This window comes from Bradyrhizobium sp. LA2.1, assembly GCF_040547725.1.
Taxonomy (GTDB): Bacteria; Pseudomonadota; Alphaproteobacteria; order Rhizobiales; family Xanthobacteraceae; genus Bradyrhizobium; species Bradyrhizobium barranii.
This window is the reverse complement of the sequence record NZ_JBEPQI010000010.1, coordinates 1-14,256: the sequence shown is the minus strand read 5'-3', so window position 1 is coordinate 14,256 and position 14,256 is coordinate 1. Positions and strand designations below refer to the sequence as shown.

Below are 14,256 nucleotides of genomic sequence, written 5' to 3'. Positions count from 1 at the left end.
GGCGGACGACGGGACGAACGACAAGAATTCAAAACAAGAATTCAAACGGATGAAAAAGGGGAACGTTCATGACCAGGAAGCAATGGTTACTGTCCGGCTTCGTCGCCTTCACGTGCCTTGTCTCGACCGTCGCCGTCGCCGGCCCGATCGAGAACTACGCCCCGGTCACCCAGCAGCGGCTGGAAAATCCGGAACCCGGCAACTGGATGCTCTATCGGCGCACCTATGACGGACAGGGCTACAGCCCGCTCGACCAGATCAACACCTCGAACGTCAAGAATCTCACACCGGTCTGGACCTTTGCCACCGGCGTGGTCGAAGGCCACGAGGCGCCGCCGATCGTCAACAATGGCGTGATGTTCGTAACGACCCCGATGGGGCAGGTGATCGCGCTGAACGCGAAGACCGGCGACGAATATTGGCGCTACAAGCGGCAGCTTCCCGACGACCTCTTTCAGCTGCATCCGACCAACCGCGGCGTCGGTCTCTGGGAGGACAAGCTTTATCTCGCCACCACCGACGACCATGTCGTCGCGCTCGACGCCAAGACCGGCAAGGTGGTGTGGGACACCAAGGTGCAGGACTACAAGAAGGGCCAGTACATGACCCTGATGCCGCTGGTCGTCGAGGGCAAGGTCATCGTCGGAGGCTCCGGCGGTGAACTCGGCGTGCGCGGTTACGTCGCCGCATACGATGCCAAGGACGGCAAGGAGTTGTGGCGCACCTTCACCATCCCCGGCGAGGGCGAGCCCGGTCACGATACCTGGCAGGGCGACGACTGGAAGACCGGCGGTGGCTCCGCCTGGATGACCGGCAATTACGACAAGGACACCAAGACGATCTACTGGGGCGTCGGTAACGCCGCGCCATGGCCTGGCGAGACGCATCCCGGCGACAATCTCTACACCTCCTCGGTGCTCGCGCTCGATCCCAGCAATGGGAAGATCAAGACCTACCACCAGTACCACCAGAACGATTCCTGGGACTGGGACGAGGTCGAAGCACCGATCCTGGTCGACCTGCAACGCGACGGTCGCACCATCAAGAGCCTGATCCATCCGGGCCGCGACGCGATCTTCTGGGTGCTCGAGCGCACCCCGACCAAGATCAACTACGTCGCAGGCTGGCCCTTCGTCGCGACCGATGTCTGGAAGGGCATCGATGCCGAGAGCGGCAAGCCGATCGTCGATCCTGCGCACAAGCCGGTCATCGGCAAGCGGGTCGAGTTCTGTCCGTCGCTGTGGGGTGGCAAGGACTGGCCGTCGGCGGCCTACAGCCAGAGGACCGGCCTCGTCTACGTGCCCGCCAACGAGAATTTCTGCGGCGGCTTCACCGGAGAGAAGGTTCCGCTCAAGGCGGGCGAACTCTGGCTCGGCACCAAGCCGGAGGACATCGGCCTAACGACGAAGCCCGGCGCCGATCATTTCGGCGAACTCCAGGCTTGGGATCCCGCCACCGGCAAGAAGGTGTGGCAGCACAATTTCCCGAAATCGCAGTTGTTCGGTTCGGTAACGGCGACGGCAGGCGATCTCGTCTTCGTCGGCGGCACCAACGACCGCAACTTCCGCGCCTTCCACGCCAAGACCGGCGAACTCTTGTGGGAGCAGAAGACCAACTCCGGCATCATGGGCATGCCGGTGTCCTATGAGATCGACGGCACGCAATACATCTCGATCCAGTCGGGGTGGGGCGTGGACGCGCAACGCATCCAGGATGCGCTCGCGACCAACAATATCGGCATCGAAGCCAATGTGCCGCAGGGCGGCGTCATCTGGGTGTTCGCGCTGAAGAAATAAGCTCCGCGGGCGAATCGAAGGAAGCGGAGCGGTGAGGGGGCAATGCGGCGGATGCCAACATCCGCCGCATTTTGCCATGAGATGGGATGGTTACCCGCGCCACAAACTCGTCATGGCCGGAGCAAGCCCCGCCATGACGATGGGAAAACGTCTGCGAGCGCCAAGTTACTTCCCCTGCCGATCAACCTTGTCCTTTTCCTTCTGGTTCATCTCCTGAACCTTCGGATCGGAGCTGGTCTGCCCGGTGGTCTGCGTGGTCGAAGGCGGCGGGGCGCCGACGTTGGGAAGCGAGTTCTGCTCCGGCGCGGTGGGGCGCGTGGCGGTGGTCGGCGGGGTGGTGTTGCTTTGAGCGAACGCAGCCGTGGTCGTCATGAAAAAGGCGCCCGACAGCAACGAGACTGCGAGCGCCTTTGAGATGTTGGTCATCGATCTGCTCCTGTCAGATCGATGGAAACGGCGCGAGGCCGCTCAATGTTCCGCTTTAGGCCTCCAATTGCTTGCCGAGCGGAAGGCTGCGGATACGCTTTCCGGTCGCGGCGAAGATCGCGTTCATCAGCGCGGGCGCGAACGGCGGAACACCGGGCTCGCCGACGCCGCTCGGCGGCGTGTCGGGTCCGGGCGGGACGATGTAGACGTTGGTGACAAGAGGAGATTCATCCATCCTGAGGACCTGGAAGTCGTCGAAGTTCTTCTGCTCCACCTTGCCGTCCTTGAAGGTGATCGCGCCGTATTTGGCGACGCTCAGCCCCATGATCGCCGCGCCCTCCATCTGCGAGGCGATGCGCTCGGGATTGACATAGGTGCCGCAGTCGATCGCGGTGTCGACCCGCGGCACCGTCAGCTTGCCCTTCTCGTCGACGGCCACCTCGACGATGGTCGCGATGTAGCTGACGAAGCTACGGTGCACGGCAATGCCGAGGCCATGGCCTTTCGGTACCTGACGGCCCCATTCGCCCTTCTCGGCGACCAGCTCGACCACCTTGCGGAGACGCGCGGTGTCGATCGGGTAGCTGTCATAGGGCTCGCCGTAGTTCCACATGTCCTTCACCGCCGGCTTGACGATGCGGGGACTGCCGATCAGCGCGAGCAACGTCTCCTTCTGGTCGCGCCCGGTCGCCTGCGCGATCTCGCCGACCATCGACTGCACCGCAAAGGCCCGCGGGATGTTCGAGACCGAACGGAACCAGCCGATGCGGGTGAACGCCGCGGCTTCCGGGTTCTCGCAGGAGATGTTGGCGATCTCGAACGGCATGTCGACGAGGCCCATGCCGAGCTCGAAGGGTGCCTGGTGGTTTGCACCCGCGGCGAAGGTCGAGGCGATGCTCGGGGCCACGCTGCGGTGGCGCCAGGCGATCACCTTGCCGTTCTTGTCGAGCCCTGCCTCGATCCGCTCGACCGAGACGGTGTGCAGGAAGTCGTGACGGACGTCGTCCTCGCGCGTCCATTGCACCTTCACCGGCGCGCCGAGCTCCTTCGACAGCAGCGCGGCCTCGAGCGCGAAGTCGCATTTCGACTTGCGGCCGAAACCGCCGCCGAGCAGCGTGACATTCACCGTGACGTTGTCCTCGGGAATGCCGAGCGTCTTGGCGACGTCCTCGCGGGTGCCGCCGGGACTCTGCACCGGCGCCCAGATCTCCGCTTTGTCACCCTTGACGTCGGCGACCGCCACCGGCGGCTCCATGCTGACATGGGCGAGGTGCGGCAGATAGTATTCGCCGACGACGACCTTGTCGGCGCTCTTCAGCGCAGCGTCTGCGTCACCCTCCTGGCGTACGACGAGGCCCGGTTTGCGCGAGGCTTCCTCGAGCTCCTTGCGATAGGCGACCGAGTCGTATTTGCCGTTGGCGCCGTCGTCCCAGGTCAGCTTCAGCGCGTCGCGGCCCTTGATCGCCGCGCCGGTGTTGCGCGCGATCACCGCGACGCCGCCGAGCGGCTGGAATTTCGACGGCCACGGCCAGCCGCGCACCTGCATCACCTTCTCGACGCCGGGGACCTTCAGCGCCGCGTCCGGATCGAACGAGACCAGCTTGCCGCCGGTCACCGGCGGGCGTGCGATGACCGCATATTTCATGCCTGGCAGGCGTACGTCGGCGCCGTAGCGCGCCTTGCCGGTGGTGATGTCGTGGAGATCGACGATGCTGATCTGGCCCTTGCCGAGATAACGGAAGTCCTTGGGGTCCTTCAGCTTGAGGCCTTCGATGCTCGGCACCGATTCTTTGGCTGCGTCCGCGGCGAGTTCGCCGAAGCCGAGCTTGCGGCCGCTGGCGCTGTGGACGACCTCGTGGTTGACGGCCTTGACCTCGGTCGCCGGCACGCCCCAGCGCTTGGCCGCGGCCTGCTCCAGCATGGTGCGGGCGGAGGCACCGATCTGGCGCATCGGGATCAGATAATGCCGCGTGCTGCGGGAGCCATCGGTGTCCTGGTTGCCGAACTTGACCTCGTCGCCATGGGCCTGCTGCACTTTGACCCTGGACCAGTCAGCCTCCATCTCCTCGGCGACGATCAGCGGAAGGCTGGTGCGCACGCCGGTGCCCATTTCGGCACGATGGGCGAGGATGGTGACGGTGCCGTCGGGAGCAACGGCAACGAAGACGCGCGGATCGACCACGACGCCGTGCGGCATCTTGCCGGCGCCGGTCTCATAGGCAAACGCCTGGCGCGACATCACGGGGGCGGCGAGCACGAAGCCGCCGGTGACGCCGAGCCCCTTCAGGATGCTTCGGCGCGAGACCTTCTCGACCCGAATGTTCTTCTCGAAGCCACGAAGCTTCCCGGGTTTGTCGATGAAATTCATGTCACACTCCCGTCGATGCGAGATGGACTGCGTTCTCGATGCGCTGGTAGCAGCCGCAGCGGCAGATGTTGCCGGCCATCGCTTCGCGGATCTGGTCGTGTGACGGCTTGGGATTCTCCATCAGCAGCGCTGCGGCCTGCATGATCTGGCCAGCCTGGCAGAAGCCGCATTGGGGCACGTTGACCTGGCGCCAGGCCTTCTGGACGGGGTGGTCGCCGTTCGGATGCAGCCCTTCGATGGTGGTCACCTCGCGCCCGGCGACGTCGTTGATCGACGTGATGCAGGCGCGCACGGCCTCCTTGTCGACGATGACGGTGCAGGCGCCGCACAGGGCCTGGCCGCAGCCGAACTTGGTGCCGGTCAGGCCGGCCTCGTCACGCAGGAACCAGAGTAGCGGGAGATCCGGGTCGCCGTCCCAGCTCTGTTCCTGGCCGTTGATCTTCACCTTGATCATGATGGTCCCTCGCTCTTCATAAGCTTGTCGATTGAACATTGCCGACACAGGTCGGCGCACTGCCCGTTTCGTCGTGTCGTCGCATCCCGGCCTGTTCTCCTGCGCGGGCAGATCCCGGCAGCAAGCAGGAATGCGAATCGTGATGTCCGGATGTGCTCGATACCTCCCGTCTTATTCTTGATTGATTGAATTCGCGCGGCATCGTGACGACGCGATCGTAGCAGAGACCGCGCCGGCCCGGCGTTCACAGCCGGGTGTTGTTGAAGGGAAAAGTTGCAACGAAGGTTTGTCAAAAGCAGGGCGCGGCATCACACCCCTGCGCCTGCGAAATGTGCACGACGAAAAAAGCTTCGTCCGGCGGAGACTGCGCGGACGAAGCAGGATGCCTCAGTCGAGGGAGGGAGAACGCAGCGGCGCGGACTTCGAGGGGGAAGTGGGCGGCACTGCGCAGTCATTCAGAGACCAGGACTGAGGAGCTCATCTGAGGAGCTCATGGCGCTCGCGTCTGCCTCGTGCGATGCGGCGGCATCGCAGCGATTTGGTCGAGGGCCGGACCGTCCGGCTCGCTGGCGATGGTCGGGGCCAGCGAGCGGACGGGCACGGCGAAGGTCTGACGGCCTTGTTCAGGCGGCCTTGTCAGGCAGCCTTGTCAGGCAGCCTTGGCTTTCGCCACGTGGGTCGCGATCGCGTCCATCAGCGCCGGCGACAGGCAGTCATAGGGCTCGAGCCCGATTTCCTTCAGCCGCGAGCGGATGCCTGCCATCTGTTCCGGCTTCACGCCGGATTCGATCACGGAGGAGACGAAGGCGGCGAATTGCGGCGCCTGCGAGCCCTGCTCCTGGAACAGCTCGGGATGGATGAAGTCGAGGCCGTAGAACGGGTGGCCCTTGTTCTCGATGCGGCCGTACATGTGGGTGCCGCAGGCCTTGCAGGCGTGGCGCTGGATCACCGCCGAGGGATCGACGATCTGGAGCTTGTCGCCGTTCTCGGTCACGCTGACGTTCTGGCGCGGCACCACGGCGACCACCGAGAAATTCGCGCCTTGCGGCTTCCAGCACTTGGTGCAGCCGCAGGCGTGGTTGTGGGCGACGTCGCCCTTCACGGCGACCTTGACCGGGTGGTCCGTGCATTTGCAGACCAGCGTGCCGCCGGCAAAGCTGCCGCTGCCCTGTTTGACGCCGTTATCGATCGAGGGATGGAGTGCAACAGTCATGGGTCGATCCTCCTTGGGTGTGACGCTTTCGAGCTAGAACACGACGACTGAACGGATGGATTTGCCCTCATGCATGAGGTCAAAACCCTTGTTGATCTCCTCGAGCTTGAGCACGTGGGTGATCATCGGATCGATCTGGATCTTTCCGTTCATGTACCAGTCGACGATCTTGGGCACGTCGGTGCGGCCGCGCGCGCCGCCGAAGGCCGTGCCGCGCCAGTTGCGCCCGGTGACGAGCTGGAACGGGCGGGTGGCGATCTCCTTGCCGGATTCGGCAACGCCGATGATGATCGAGGTGCCCCAGCCGCGATGGCAGGCTTCCAGCGCCTGGCGCATCACGGTGGTGTTGCCGGTGCAATCGAAGGTGTAGTCGGCACCACCGTCGGTTAGGTTGACCAGATGCGCGACGATGTCGCCGGTGATCTTCTTGGGGTTGACGAACTCGGTCATGCCGAACCGGCGGCCCCAATCCTCCTTGGAGTCGTTGATGTCGACGCCGATGATCTTGTCGGCGCCGGCCATCTTGGCGCCCTGGATCACGTTGAGGCCGATGCCGCCGAGGCCGAACACGACCACGTTGGAGCCCGGCGTGACCTTGGCGGTGTTGACGACGGCGCCGACGCCGGTGGTGACGCCGCAGCCGATGTAGCAGCTCTTGTCGAACGGCGCGTCCTCGCGGATCTTGGCGACGGCGATCTCCGGCAGCACGGTGAAGTTCGAGAAGGTCGAGCAGCCCATGTAGTGGTAGACCGGCTTGCCCTTGTAGGAGAAGCGGCTGGTGCCATCAGGCATCACGCCCTTGCCCTGCGTCGCGCGAATCGCGGTGCAGAGATTGGTCTTCTGGCTCAGGCAGCTTTTGCACTGCCGGCACTCCGGCGTGTAGAGCGGGATGACGTGGTCGCCCGGTTTCACCGAGGTCACGCCCGGTCCGATCTCGCGGATGATACCGGCGCCCTCATGACCCAGGATCGACGGGAAGATTCCTTCGCTGTCGAAGCCGTCGAGCGTGTAGGCGTCGGTATGGCAGATGCCCGTCGCCTTGATCTCGACCAGGACTTCGCCGGCCTTCGGTCCTTCCAGATCGACTTCGACGATCTCGAGTGGTTTCTTGGCTTCGAAAGCAACGGCGGCACGTGTCTTCATCGTAAACTCCTCAAATTCTCGCAGGACGCCACGAGGTGGTATCGGTCCTGGTAACCTTCATTTCTTGCCCATGCAGGCGTCTTCCGCCTTGGTGTAGGTCTCGTTCTTCTCATCCTTCTTGGAGGGACGTTGACGGCCCCACGCCTCGTCGGAGCGGGCGCGCAGATAGACGTAGAGATCGTCCATGTAGCAGGCGACGTTCGGGTTGTCGCCGAAGGCAGGCATGACGTTCTCCTGCGCGGTCGAGATGTTCTTGCGACCGGAGGCGACGACGCCGAGGAAGTCGCCGTAGCTCATGGTCTTGACCGAATCCTTCAACGCCGGTGCGTAGGTGGATCCCATGCCGTCGGGGCCATGGCAGACGTGGCAGTCGGAGTGATAGCGGCGATATCCGGAATAGGTGAACCAGTCCACGGTGCCGTCGGCCGAAATCTTGTAGGTCGGGTTTCCTTCCTTATCGAGCCACTTTCCGTCGTCTTCCTTCTTGAGGGCGGTCGGGTCGCCCGGACCGTCCGCAACGGCAATTCCCCCCGAGGTCACGAAGATGGTCGCAGCGATGACAAAGCAGATTTTACGCAAGAGATGATCCTCGAAGGCGTTCGGTGGAGACGAGCCGGCGCGTGGAGTTGATCCACGCGCCGGAGCGACACGAAGGTGAGGCTAGTTCGCCGCTGGCAGCGAGAACACGGTCAGCGTACCGCCGAGTGCCGTGTAGTTGCTGAGAGCCGCGTAGCCACCGACTGCGCCGAGACCGGCGGTCGGATCGGTCAGACCAGCTGCCAGACCGATACCGGCCCAGCCGCCCACGCCGGAGAGCACTGCGACATACTGCTTGCCGCCGTTCTCATAGGTGGTGACGTTGCCGATGATGCCGGAGGGAGTCTTGAACTTGTAGAGCTCCTTACCGGTCTTGGCGTCGACCGCCTTCAGGTAGCCTTCGAGCGTGCCGTAGAACACCACGCCGCCGGCGGTTGCGAGCGCACCCGACCAGACCGAGAACTGCTCCTTGTTCGACCAGACGATCTTGCCGGTCTTGCCGTCCCAGGCGATGAAATTACCCATATGGGTTTCACCCTGCGGCGGATACATCGAGAGCGTCGCACCCACATAGGGCTGGCCCGCGGTGTAGCTCACCTTGAACGGCTCGTAGTCCATGCAGACGTGGTTGGTCGGAACGTAGAACAGCTGCGTGTCCGGCGAGTAGGCTGCCGGCTGCTCGTCCTTGGTACCGAGCGCGGCCGGGCAGATGCCCTTGGTGTTGTGATCCTCGCCGCCCTTTTCAGTCGAGGCCGCGTCGAGAACCTTCGGGCGGCCATAGGTCGGTGAGTTCTTGTCCATGTCGACGCCGGAGGTCCAGTTCACCTTCGGGTCGTATTTCTCGGCGACCAGCAGTTCGCCGGTGACACGATCCATCGTGTAGGCGAGGCCGTTGCGGTCGAAATGGGTCAGCAGCTTGCGCGGTTGGCCGTTGATCGACTGATCCGAGAGGATCATTTCGTTGACGCCGTCATAATCCCACTCATCGTGCGGCGTCATCTGGTAGACCCACTTGGCCACGCCGGTGTCGGCATTGCGGGCCCAGATCGTCATCGACCATTTGTTGTCGCCTGGACGTTGCTTCGGGTTCCAGGTCGAGGGATTGCCTGATCCGTAATAGATCAGGTTCAGCTCAGGATCAAAGGAGATCCAGCCCCAGGTGGCGCCGCCGCCAATCTTCCACTGATCGCCCTGCCAGGTCTTGAGGCTGGAGTCCTTGCCGACCGGCTTGCCGAGAGCGGTGGTCTTCTCGGCATCGACCAAGATTTGATCATCAGGCCCTCCCGAGTAACCGCGCCAAGCCAACTTGCCCGTTTTGAGATCGTAAGCCGTCATGTGAGCCTGGACGCCAAACTCGCCACCGGAAATGCCAACCAGGACCTTGTCCTTGACGACGAGCGCCGCAGAGGTTCCGGTCTCGCCCTTAGTGGGATCGCCGTTCTTCACAGACCAGGCGACCTGGCCGGTCTTGGCGTCGAGCGCAACCAGTGTGGTGTCAGCCTGATGCAGGATGATCTTGCCGTCGCCGTAAGACAGGCCGCGGTTGACCGTGTCGCAGCACATCACCGGGATGACGTTCGGATCCTGCTTCGGCTCGTACTTCCAGATGATCTTGTTCTCGTTGGAAAGGTCAAGAGCATAGACCTTGTTCGGGAACGGTGTATGGACGTACATCACGTTGCCGATGATCAGCGGGCCGCCTTCGTGGCCGCGCAGCACGCCGGTCGAGAAGGTCCAGGCGACCTGGAGCTTGCCTACGTTTTGTGCGTTGATCTGGTTCAGCTTGGAATAGCGGGTATTGGCGTAGTCGCCCGCCGGCATGACCCAGTCTTTGGGATTCTGCGACATCTTGATCAGCTCGTCATTGGCTGACGCGCTGCCGACGGCGAGCATCGCCGCGGAGCCAAGATAGGTCGCCATTAGCACCTTGCGCATAGTCATTCCTCCGTTGGTCTCGTTTATTGTTTCCGAAGCATTGCTTAATCACCGGGCTTCTCGTCCGGCGTCTGCTCGTGCAGGGCGGTCACGTTTGGGACCAGAAACGATGCTGTGCTGTTTCCTCCTCCGGATGAGAGCTACGGGTCCACGTGCAGGAGAGGCCCGTTTTTGTTGTTCCTGCCGCAATCCCTAACGACTTCGTCATCGGGAAACTTGCCCAAGAGGGAAGCCGGTTTGCTTGACAGCGCACGGACGCAAAGTTTTTGATTTTGCAGTAGCGAATTCAGCGGCTTCCGCGCGCCTTCGCGGCGCCTTCGGCGCTCAGGTTCCCCTTGACGGCGCTGCAACTAAGGCGGAGGATTAACCGTCAAGGGTGGCAATGGAACGATCGCGCTCGTTGCAAAAGACCGCTCAAATTCGAGGTAAACGTCACGCAATCATAGCTGAGGGCTCCAGCAGCGCTGGTTGCGATTCGCGTCGAATCTGCAGATGAAACCAGCGGCTGGATTAATGTCCGACACCATTCACACGCTCTCGACGACCGGCCTGACGCCGAAGCGGCAGATCCAGAGCTGGATCGACGGGCTGACAAGCCTGTGTGGGCATTTCGACGTCGATCCGCTTGAGGCGTCCTCGCTCGAGGGCCGCATCGACTACACGAGCGTCTCGCGCCTGAAGCTCTGCCAGATCGAGGTCAGCCAGCATCGCATCGCGCACACGCTGGCGCGCGCCAAAGCCAATGAACACCCGTACATCAAGATCCACTTCCAGACCTACGGCGTGTCCTATTTCGAGCAGGAAGGCCGCCACATCGAGCTGAACCCGGGCGACATCATCGCCTATGACGTCTCGTGTCCGCATTCCATCATCAGCCCCGCCTTCACCCGCCACGACGTGGTGATCGTGCCGAAGGCCTTGCTGCGCGACCGTGGATTCCCGTCGCAGCGGATGCCGGCCTGCAAATTGTCGGCGAAGACCGGGACGGGGAGGATCGCCCATGATTTCGTCCATGCCACCTTCGACGAGGCGGCCAAGCTGTCGGCGAACAGCGCGGTCGGTGTCGCCGATTCGCTGATCGACCTCTTGCTGCTGCCGTTGCGCGAAGCGGACACGATGTTCGACCGCGTCGGGCCCGAGGCAATGTACGTGCGCGCACAATTCTTCATCCGCGAGCACCTGCGCGATCCGGATCTGTGCATCGACCAGATCTCCGCCGAGCTCGGCTGCTCCAAGCGCTATCTGCACATGCTGTTCTCCGAGCGCGGCACCACGGTGAGCGACTACATCTGGCAGGCGCGCTTGCAGAATTGCCGCCAGGAACTCGAGGCGCACGGCGGCAAGACCATCACCGACGTCGCCTTCTCCTGGGGCTTCTCCAGCTCATCGCATTTCAGCCGCGTGTTCCGGAAATATTTTGGCGTGGTGCCGTCCTCGATCCACAAGGCCCAGCAGGGCGCCGCGGCCTCGGGCGAGCATTAGGCGAGCGCCGCAGCCGACGCCGGCCGCGCCGGCGATATCTCTCAGGCCGATATGGCGATGTAGGGAATGCTGGTCACGAGAGCGACGAGCAGCACCGCGTTGCCCAGCATGCCGCTCCAATGCAGCCGGCGCAGGCGGCGCGGGGCTTCAGCATCGCCTGCGTCCCTCGCGCGGAGCTGGTCGTCGATCCGTTGCATGAACCAGCGGCGCCCGTAGATGGCCAAGGCTGCAATCAGGCCAACGCCCATCGCGGCGACCAGGCGACCGTCGAGCAGGAAAGCCAGCGCCCCGATCACGCCGGCGACGCGCATCACCAGAAAATGGGCGTTGAACATCCCACGCAATAGCTGGGCGACGGGCTGGATATCGAGCTTCACCAGCAGGAAGGCGGGCGAGGCCAGCGTGAAATAGCCCATCGGAAAGAGCAGGATGATCATGACGGCAACGGCGACGCCATCCGGTGTCATGCGATCGGCCTTTCTTGTCCGCCGGTGAGGGGGACGGCACCGGCACACAATCATAGCGGGAAAATGCGCTTCCGACACTAGGCTTTGGTCGGATGCCGGGCTCCGATGGGACAGCCCCGCGCGCCGCGCAAGGTTCAGGCCGGCTCGAGGCCGAGCGACCGCGCGCTCTCGATCCAGATCGGCAACTCGTGCTGATACAGGGCATTGGTCTCCTTGAAGCCGATGGCCGGCTCGAGCACGAAGGTCGCGAGAACCTCCTTCACCTTCGGATCGCTGTTGGCGGCGACGCAGAGCGCCGCCAGGCGGTCGACCACCGGCTGCGGCGTCGCCTTCGGCACGGCCCAGCCGGAGAAGCCGCTCACGGTGAAGAATTTCGACGTTGCGCCCTGCTCCGGGAGGGTCTTGATGGCGGGGATCGCGTCGACCTTCTTCGAATGCACGGCGAATACAGTGCCGCGATCGCTTTGCAGAACGGACTGCGCCGCCGTGTAGCTGCCCATTGCGGCATCGAGCGTGCCTTCCAGCATCCCCGTCCACATCGGCGCTTCGCCGCGGTAGTGAACCGGCTCGATGGAAAGACCGTACTGCTTGTTGAGCTCGTTGATCGTCATGTGCGGGGCCGAGCCCGCGCTATAGGTGCCGAAGTTGACCTTGCCGCTCTTGCGGGAGAAGGCGACGAAATCCTCCAGCGTCTTGACCCCGGTCTTGGGGTTCGCGACCAGCAACAGGCCGGCGCCCGGAATGACGCTGACCAGCGTCAGATCCTTGTCCATGTCGTAGCCGGGATTCTTCATCACGACCCGGTTCATGATGTAGGTGGTCGAGATCGAGCACAGGATGGTGTGGCCGTCGGGCTCGGCGCGGGCGACCTCTGCCGTGCCGATCGCGCCGGAGGCGCCGGGCTTGTTCTCGACCACGACGGTCTTGCCGATCTGCTTGGAGATGAATTCGCCATAGGCGCGCGCGAGCAAATCGGTCTGTCCGCCGGCGGGATAGCTGCAAATCATGCGGATCTGCCGCGACGGCCAGCTACCTTGCGCCGAGGCGCCGCGCGCGACGAAGGGCATCGCGAGTGCACTGGTACCGGCGGCGATGAAGTGGCGGCGATCGAATTTTGCGGGCATGATTCCCTCCTGATTTTTGCCGACCCTACTGCATCAGGCTGGGGTGGCAGGCGAGACAGATTGGCGCATTCGACAAGGCCGCGCGGTGCCCATTTGCGTGTCATCCGGGCGATCGGGTCTTCCGCATCACCCGCAGCCAGACGATCTCGGTCAGGGCCACCGCAATCAGGCCGAACGTGCCGCCGATCAGCACGTTGACGATGCGCTCCTCGGCGATGCCGCTGGCGCCGCCGGCAAAGGATGCGGCGAGCGCGATGAAGCAGCAGCGCAGGCCGAAGCCGACGATGTAGCGGGAGAACGAGATCAGGGTGAGGGTGGCCGCGAGAATCGCGATGGCGTAGCCGACGCGGCTTTGCGGCAGTGCAAGGCCCGCGAGAAAGCCGAGCGGCGCGCCGACGAAGGCGCCGATCGCCCGCTGCTTCAGCTTGCCGGTGGACGCTGTGAGGTCGCCGACCACGACGCTTGCGGCCGACCACATCACCCATTGCCCCTGCGCGAGGTTGAAGATCTCGACCAGGGCGGCTGCGGCAAAGACCGCCATGGCGGTTGCCGCTGCGGGCAGAAACCAGTCGGTCGCGGGCGGTCCGAACGAGGTCGCGGCATTGCCGGGCTGCCGCTGGTCGTAAACCTGGATCGCGCAGACGAGCGCCAGCGCGATCGGAGAGGAGGCGATGATCACGCCGGCATGACGCATCGCTTCCGAGGCGCTCACGCCCTCCCGCACCTCGCAGGCGAGATAGACGGCGGGGATGAACACCCAATTGCCGAGTGTGCGGAAATGTTCGCCGTAGCGCGTCCCCGCCACCGCAAGGAAGCCGGCGAGCGCCGTCAGCACCACGAATAGCGGCTTGACCGGAGCAGCAAGGAAAAGCGCGGCAAAGGTGACGAGGATGGCGAGATAATGCCACGCGACGACTTTTGGCGGAAAGTGCTGCCTGAGCGCTGGAATGAGCAGCGAGACCGCGACGGGCCCCAGGTTCAGCAGCGCCGTCTCGCGCGTGATGAAATAGGCGGCGACCATCGGGCCGATGACGATCAGCGCGCGCAGGAGCTCGCCGGTTTTGACTTCGCGGGAGAGGAGATCGCGCAGGTTGGTGGCGGAGGGTGTCGTGGGGGGATTCACGGGGCACCAAAGGGGCGAACGAAACACTATGCATACCACGGAAATGTGGTCGGCACTTTGGCGTGTGGAGCGACGGTCGCGCCACACCCTCGCTGTCATCGCCCGGCTTGATGTTCAGCCCGGGGACATGACCGACGGGTGTTCGGGGACATAGCCGACACTTTTTCCGCTCGCCAAGTCGATGATAG

Annotated in this window: 12 protein-coding genes; 2 read left to right on the top strand and 10 right to left on the bottom strand. The window is 63.7% G+C overall.

The window, feature by feature from the left end; genetic code table 11:
* Positions 1-68 precede the first annotated feature (68 nt).
* Entirely contained in the window at positions 69-1,796 is a 1,728-nt protein-coding gene (locus ABIB95_RS20615) for a methanol/ethanol family PQQ-dependent dehydrogenase (RefSeq protein ID WP_354115723.1), read from the top strand.
* Between the two features lie 165 nt (positions 1,797-1,961).
* Here ABIB95_RS20615 and ABIB95_RS20610 read toward each other — a convergent pair whose 3' ends face one another.
* From ABIB95_RS20610 to xoxF5, 7 genes are all read right to left on the bottom strand, one after another.
* Entirely contained in the window at positions 1,962-2,222 is a 261-nt protein-coding gene (locus ABIB95_RS20610; RefSeq protein ID WP_085405658.1) for a hypothetical protein, read from the bottom strand.
* Between the two features lie 55 nt (positions 2,223-2,277).
* Positions 2,278-4,590 carry a xanthine dehydrogenase family protein molybdopterin-binding subunit gene (locus ABIB95_RS20605; protein ID WP_354241565.1) on the bottom strand — a complete coding sequence of 771 codons (2,313 nt, stop codon included), beginning with the start codon at positions 4,588-4,590 and terminating at the stop codon, positions 2,278-2,280.
* Position 4,591: 1 nt separating this feature from the next.
* On the bottom strand, positions 4,592-5,044 hold the full coding sequence (locus ABIB95_RS20600; protein WP_085405661.1) for a (2Fe-2S)-binding protein: 453 nt from the start codon (positions 5,042-5,044) through the stop codon (positions 4,592-4,594).
* Positions 5,045-5,693: 649 nt separating this feature from the next.
* Complete coding sequence (gene gfa, locus ABIB95_RS20595) at positions 5,694-6,257, bottom strand: S-(hydroxymethyl)glutathione synthase (RefSeq protein ID WP_063981977.1); 564 nt, start codon at positions 6,255-6,257, stop codon at positions 5,694-5,696.
* A gap of 33 nt (positions 6,258-6,290) precedes the next feature.
* On the bottom strand, positions 6,291-7,400 hold the full coding sequence (locus tag ABIB95_RS20590; protein WP_014493614.1) for an S-(hydroxymethyl)glutathione dehydrogenase/class III alcohol dehydrogenase: 1,110 nt from the start codon (positions 7,398-7,400) through the stop codon (positions 6,291-6,293).
* Between the two features lie 57 nt (positions 7,401-7,457).
* The gene (locus ABIB95_RS20585) at positions 7,458-7,979 is read right to left on the bottom strand and encodes a c-type cytochrome, methanol metabolism-related (RefSeq protein ID WP_502917849.1); all 522 of its coding nucleotides are present in this window, start codon (positions 7,977-7,979) and stop codon (positions 7,458-7,460) included.
* An 81-nt stretch (positions 7,980-8,060) separates the two neighbouring features.
* The gene (xoxF5, locus tag ABIB95_RS20580; RefSeq protein WP_063981978.1) at positions 8,061-9,872 is read right to left on the bottom strand and encodes a lanthanide-dependent methanol dehydrogenase XoxF5; all 1,812 of its coding nucleotides are present in this window, start codon (positions 9,870-9,872) and stop codon (positions 8,061-8,063) included.
* Between the two features lie 513 nt (positions 9,873-10,385).
* On the opposite strand from xoxF5, the gene ABIB95_RS20575 reads away from it, so the two are divergent.
* A complete protein-coding gene (locus ABIB95_RS20575; protein WP_014493617.1) occupies positions 10,386-11,354 on the top strand; it encodes a helix-turn-helix domain-containing protein in 969 nt (322 codons plus the stop codon).
* Positions 11,355-11,395: 41 nt separating this feature from the next.
* Here the strand turns inward: ABIB95_RS20575 and ABIB95_RS20570 are convergent, their stop codons facing one another.
* From ABIB95_RS20570 to ABIB95_RS20560, 3 genes are all read right to left on the bottom strand, one after another.
* A complete protein-coding gene (locus tag ABIB95_RS20570; protein WP_354241563.1) occupies positions 11,396-11,821 on the bottom strand; it encodes a hypothetical protein in 426 nt (141 codons plus the stop codon).
* 134 nt (positions 11,822-11,955) lie between these two features.
* Complete coding sequence (locus tag ABIB95_RS20565) at positions 11,956-12,945, bottom strand: Bug family tripartite tricarboxylate transporter substrate binding protein (RefSeq protein ID WP_354241561.1); 990 nt, start codon at positions 12,943-12,945, stop codon at positions 11,956-11,958.
* A gap of 100 nt (positions 12,946-13,045) precedes the next feature.
* Positions 13,046-14,068, bottom strand: coding sequence for an FUSC family protein (locus ABIB95_RS20560; RefSeq protein WP_354241559.1), 1,023 nt, complete (start codon positions 14,066-14,068; stop codon positions 13,046-13,048).
* Between the last annotated feature and the right edge of the window lie 188 nt (positions 14,069-14,256).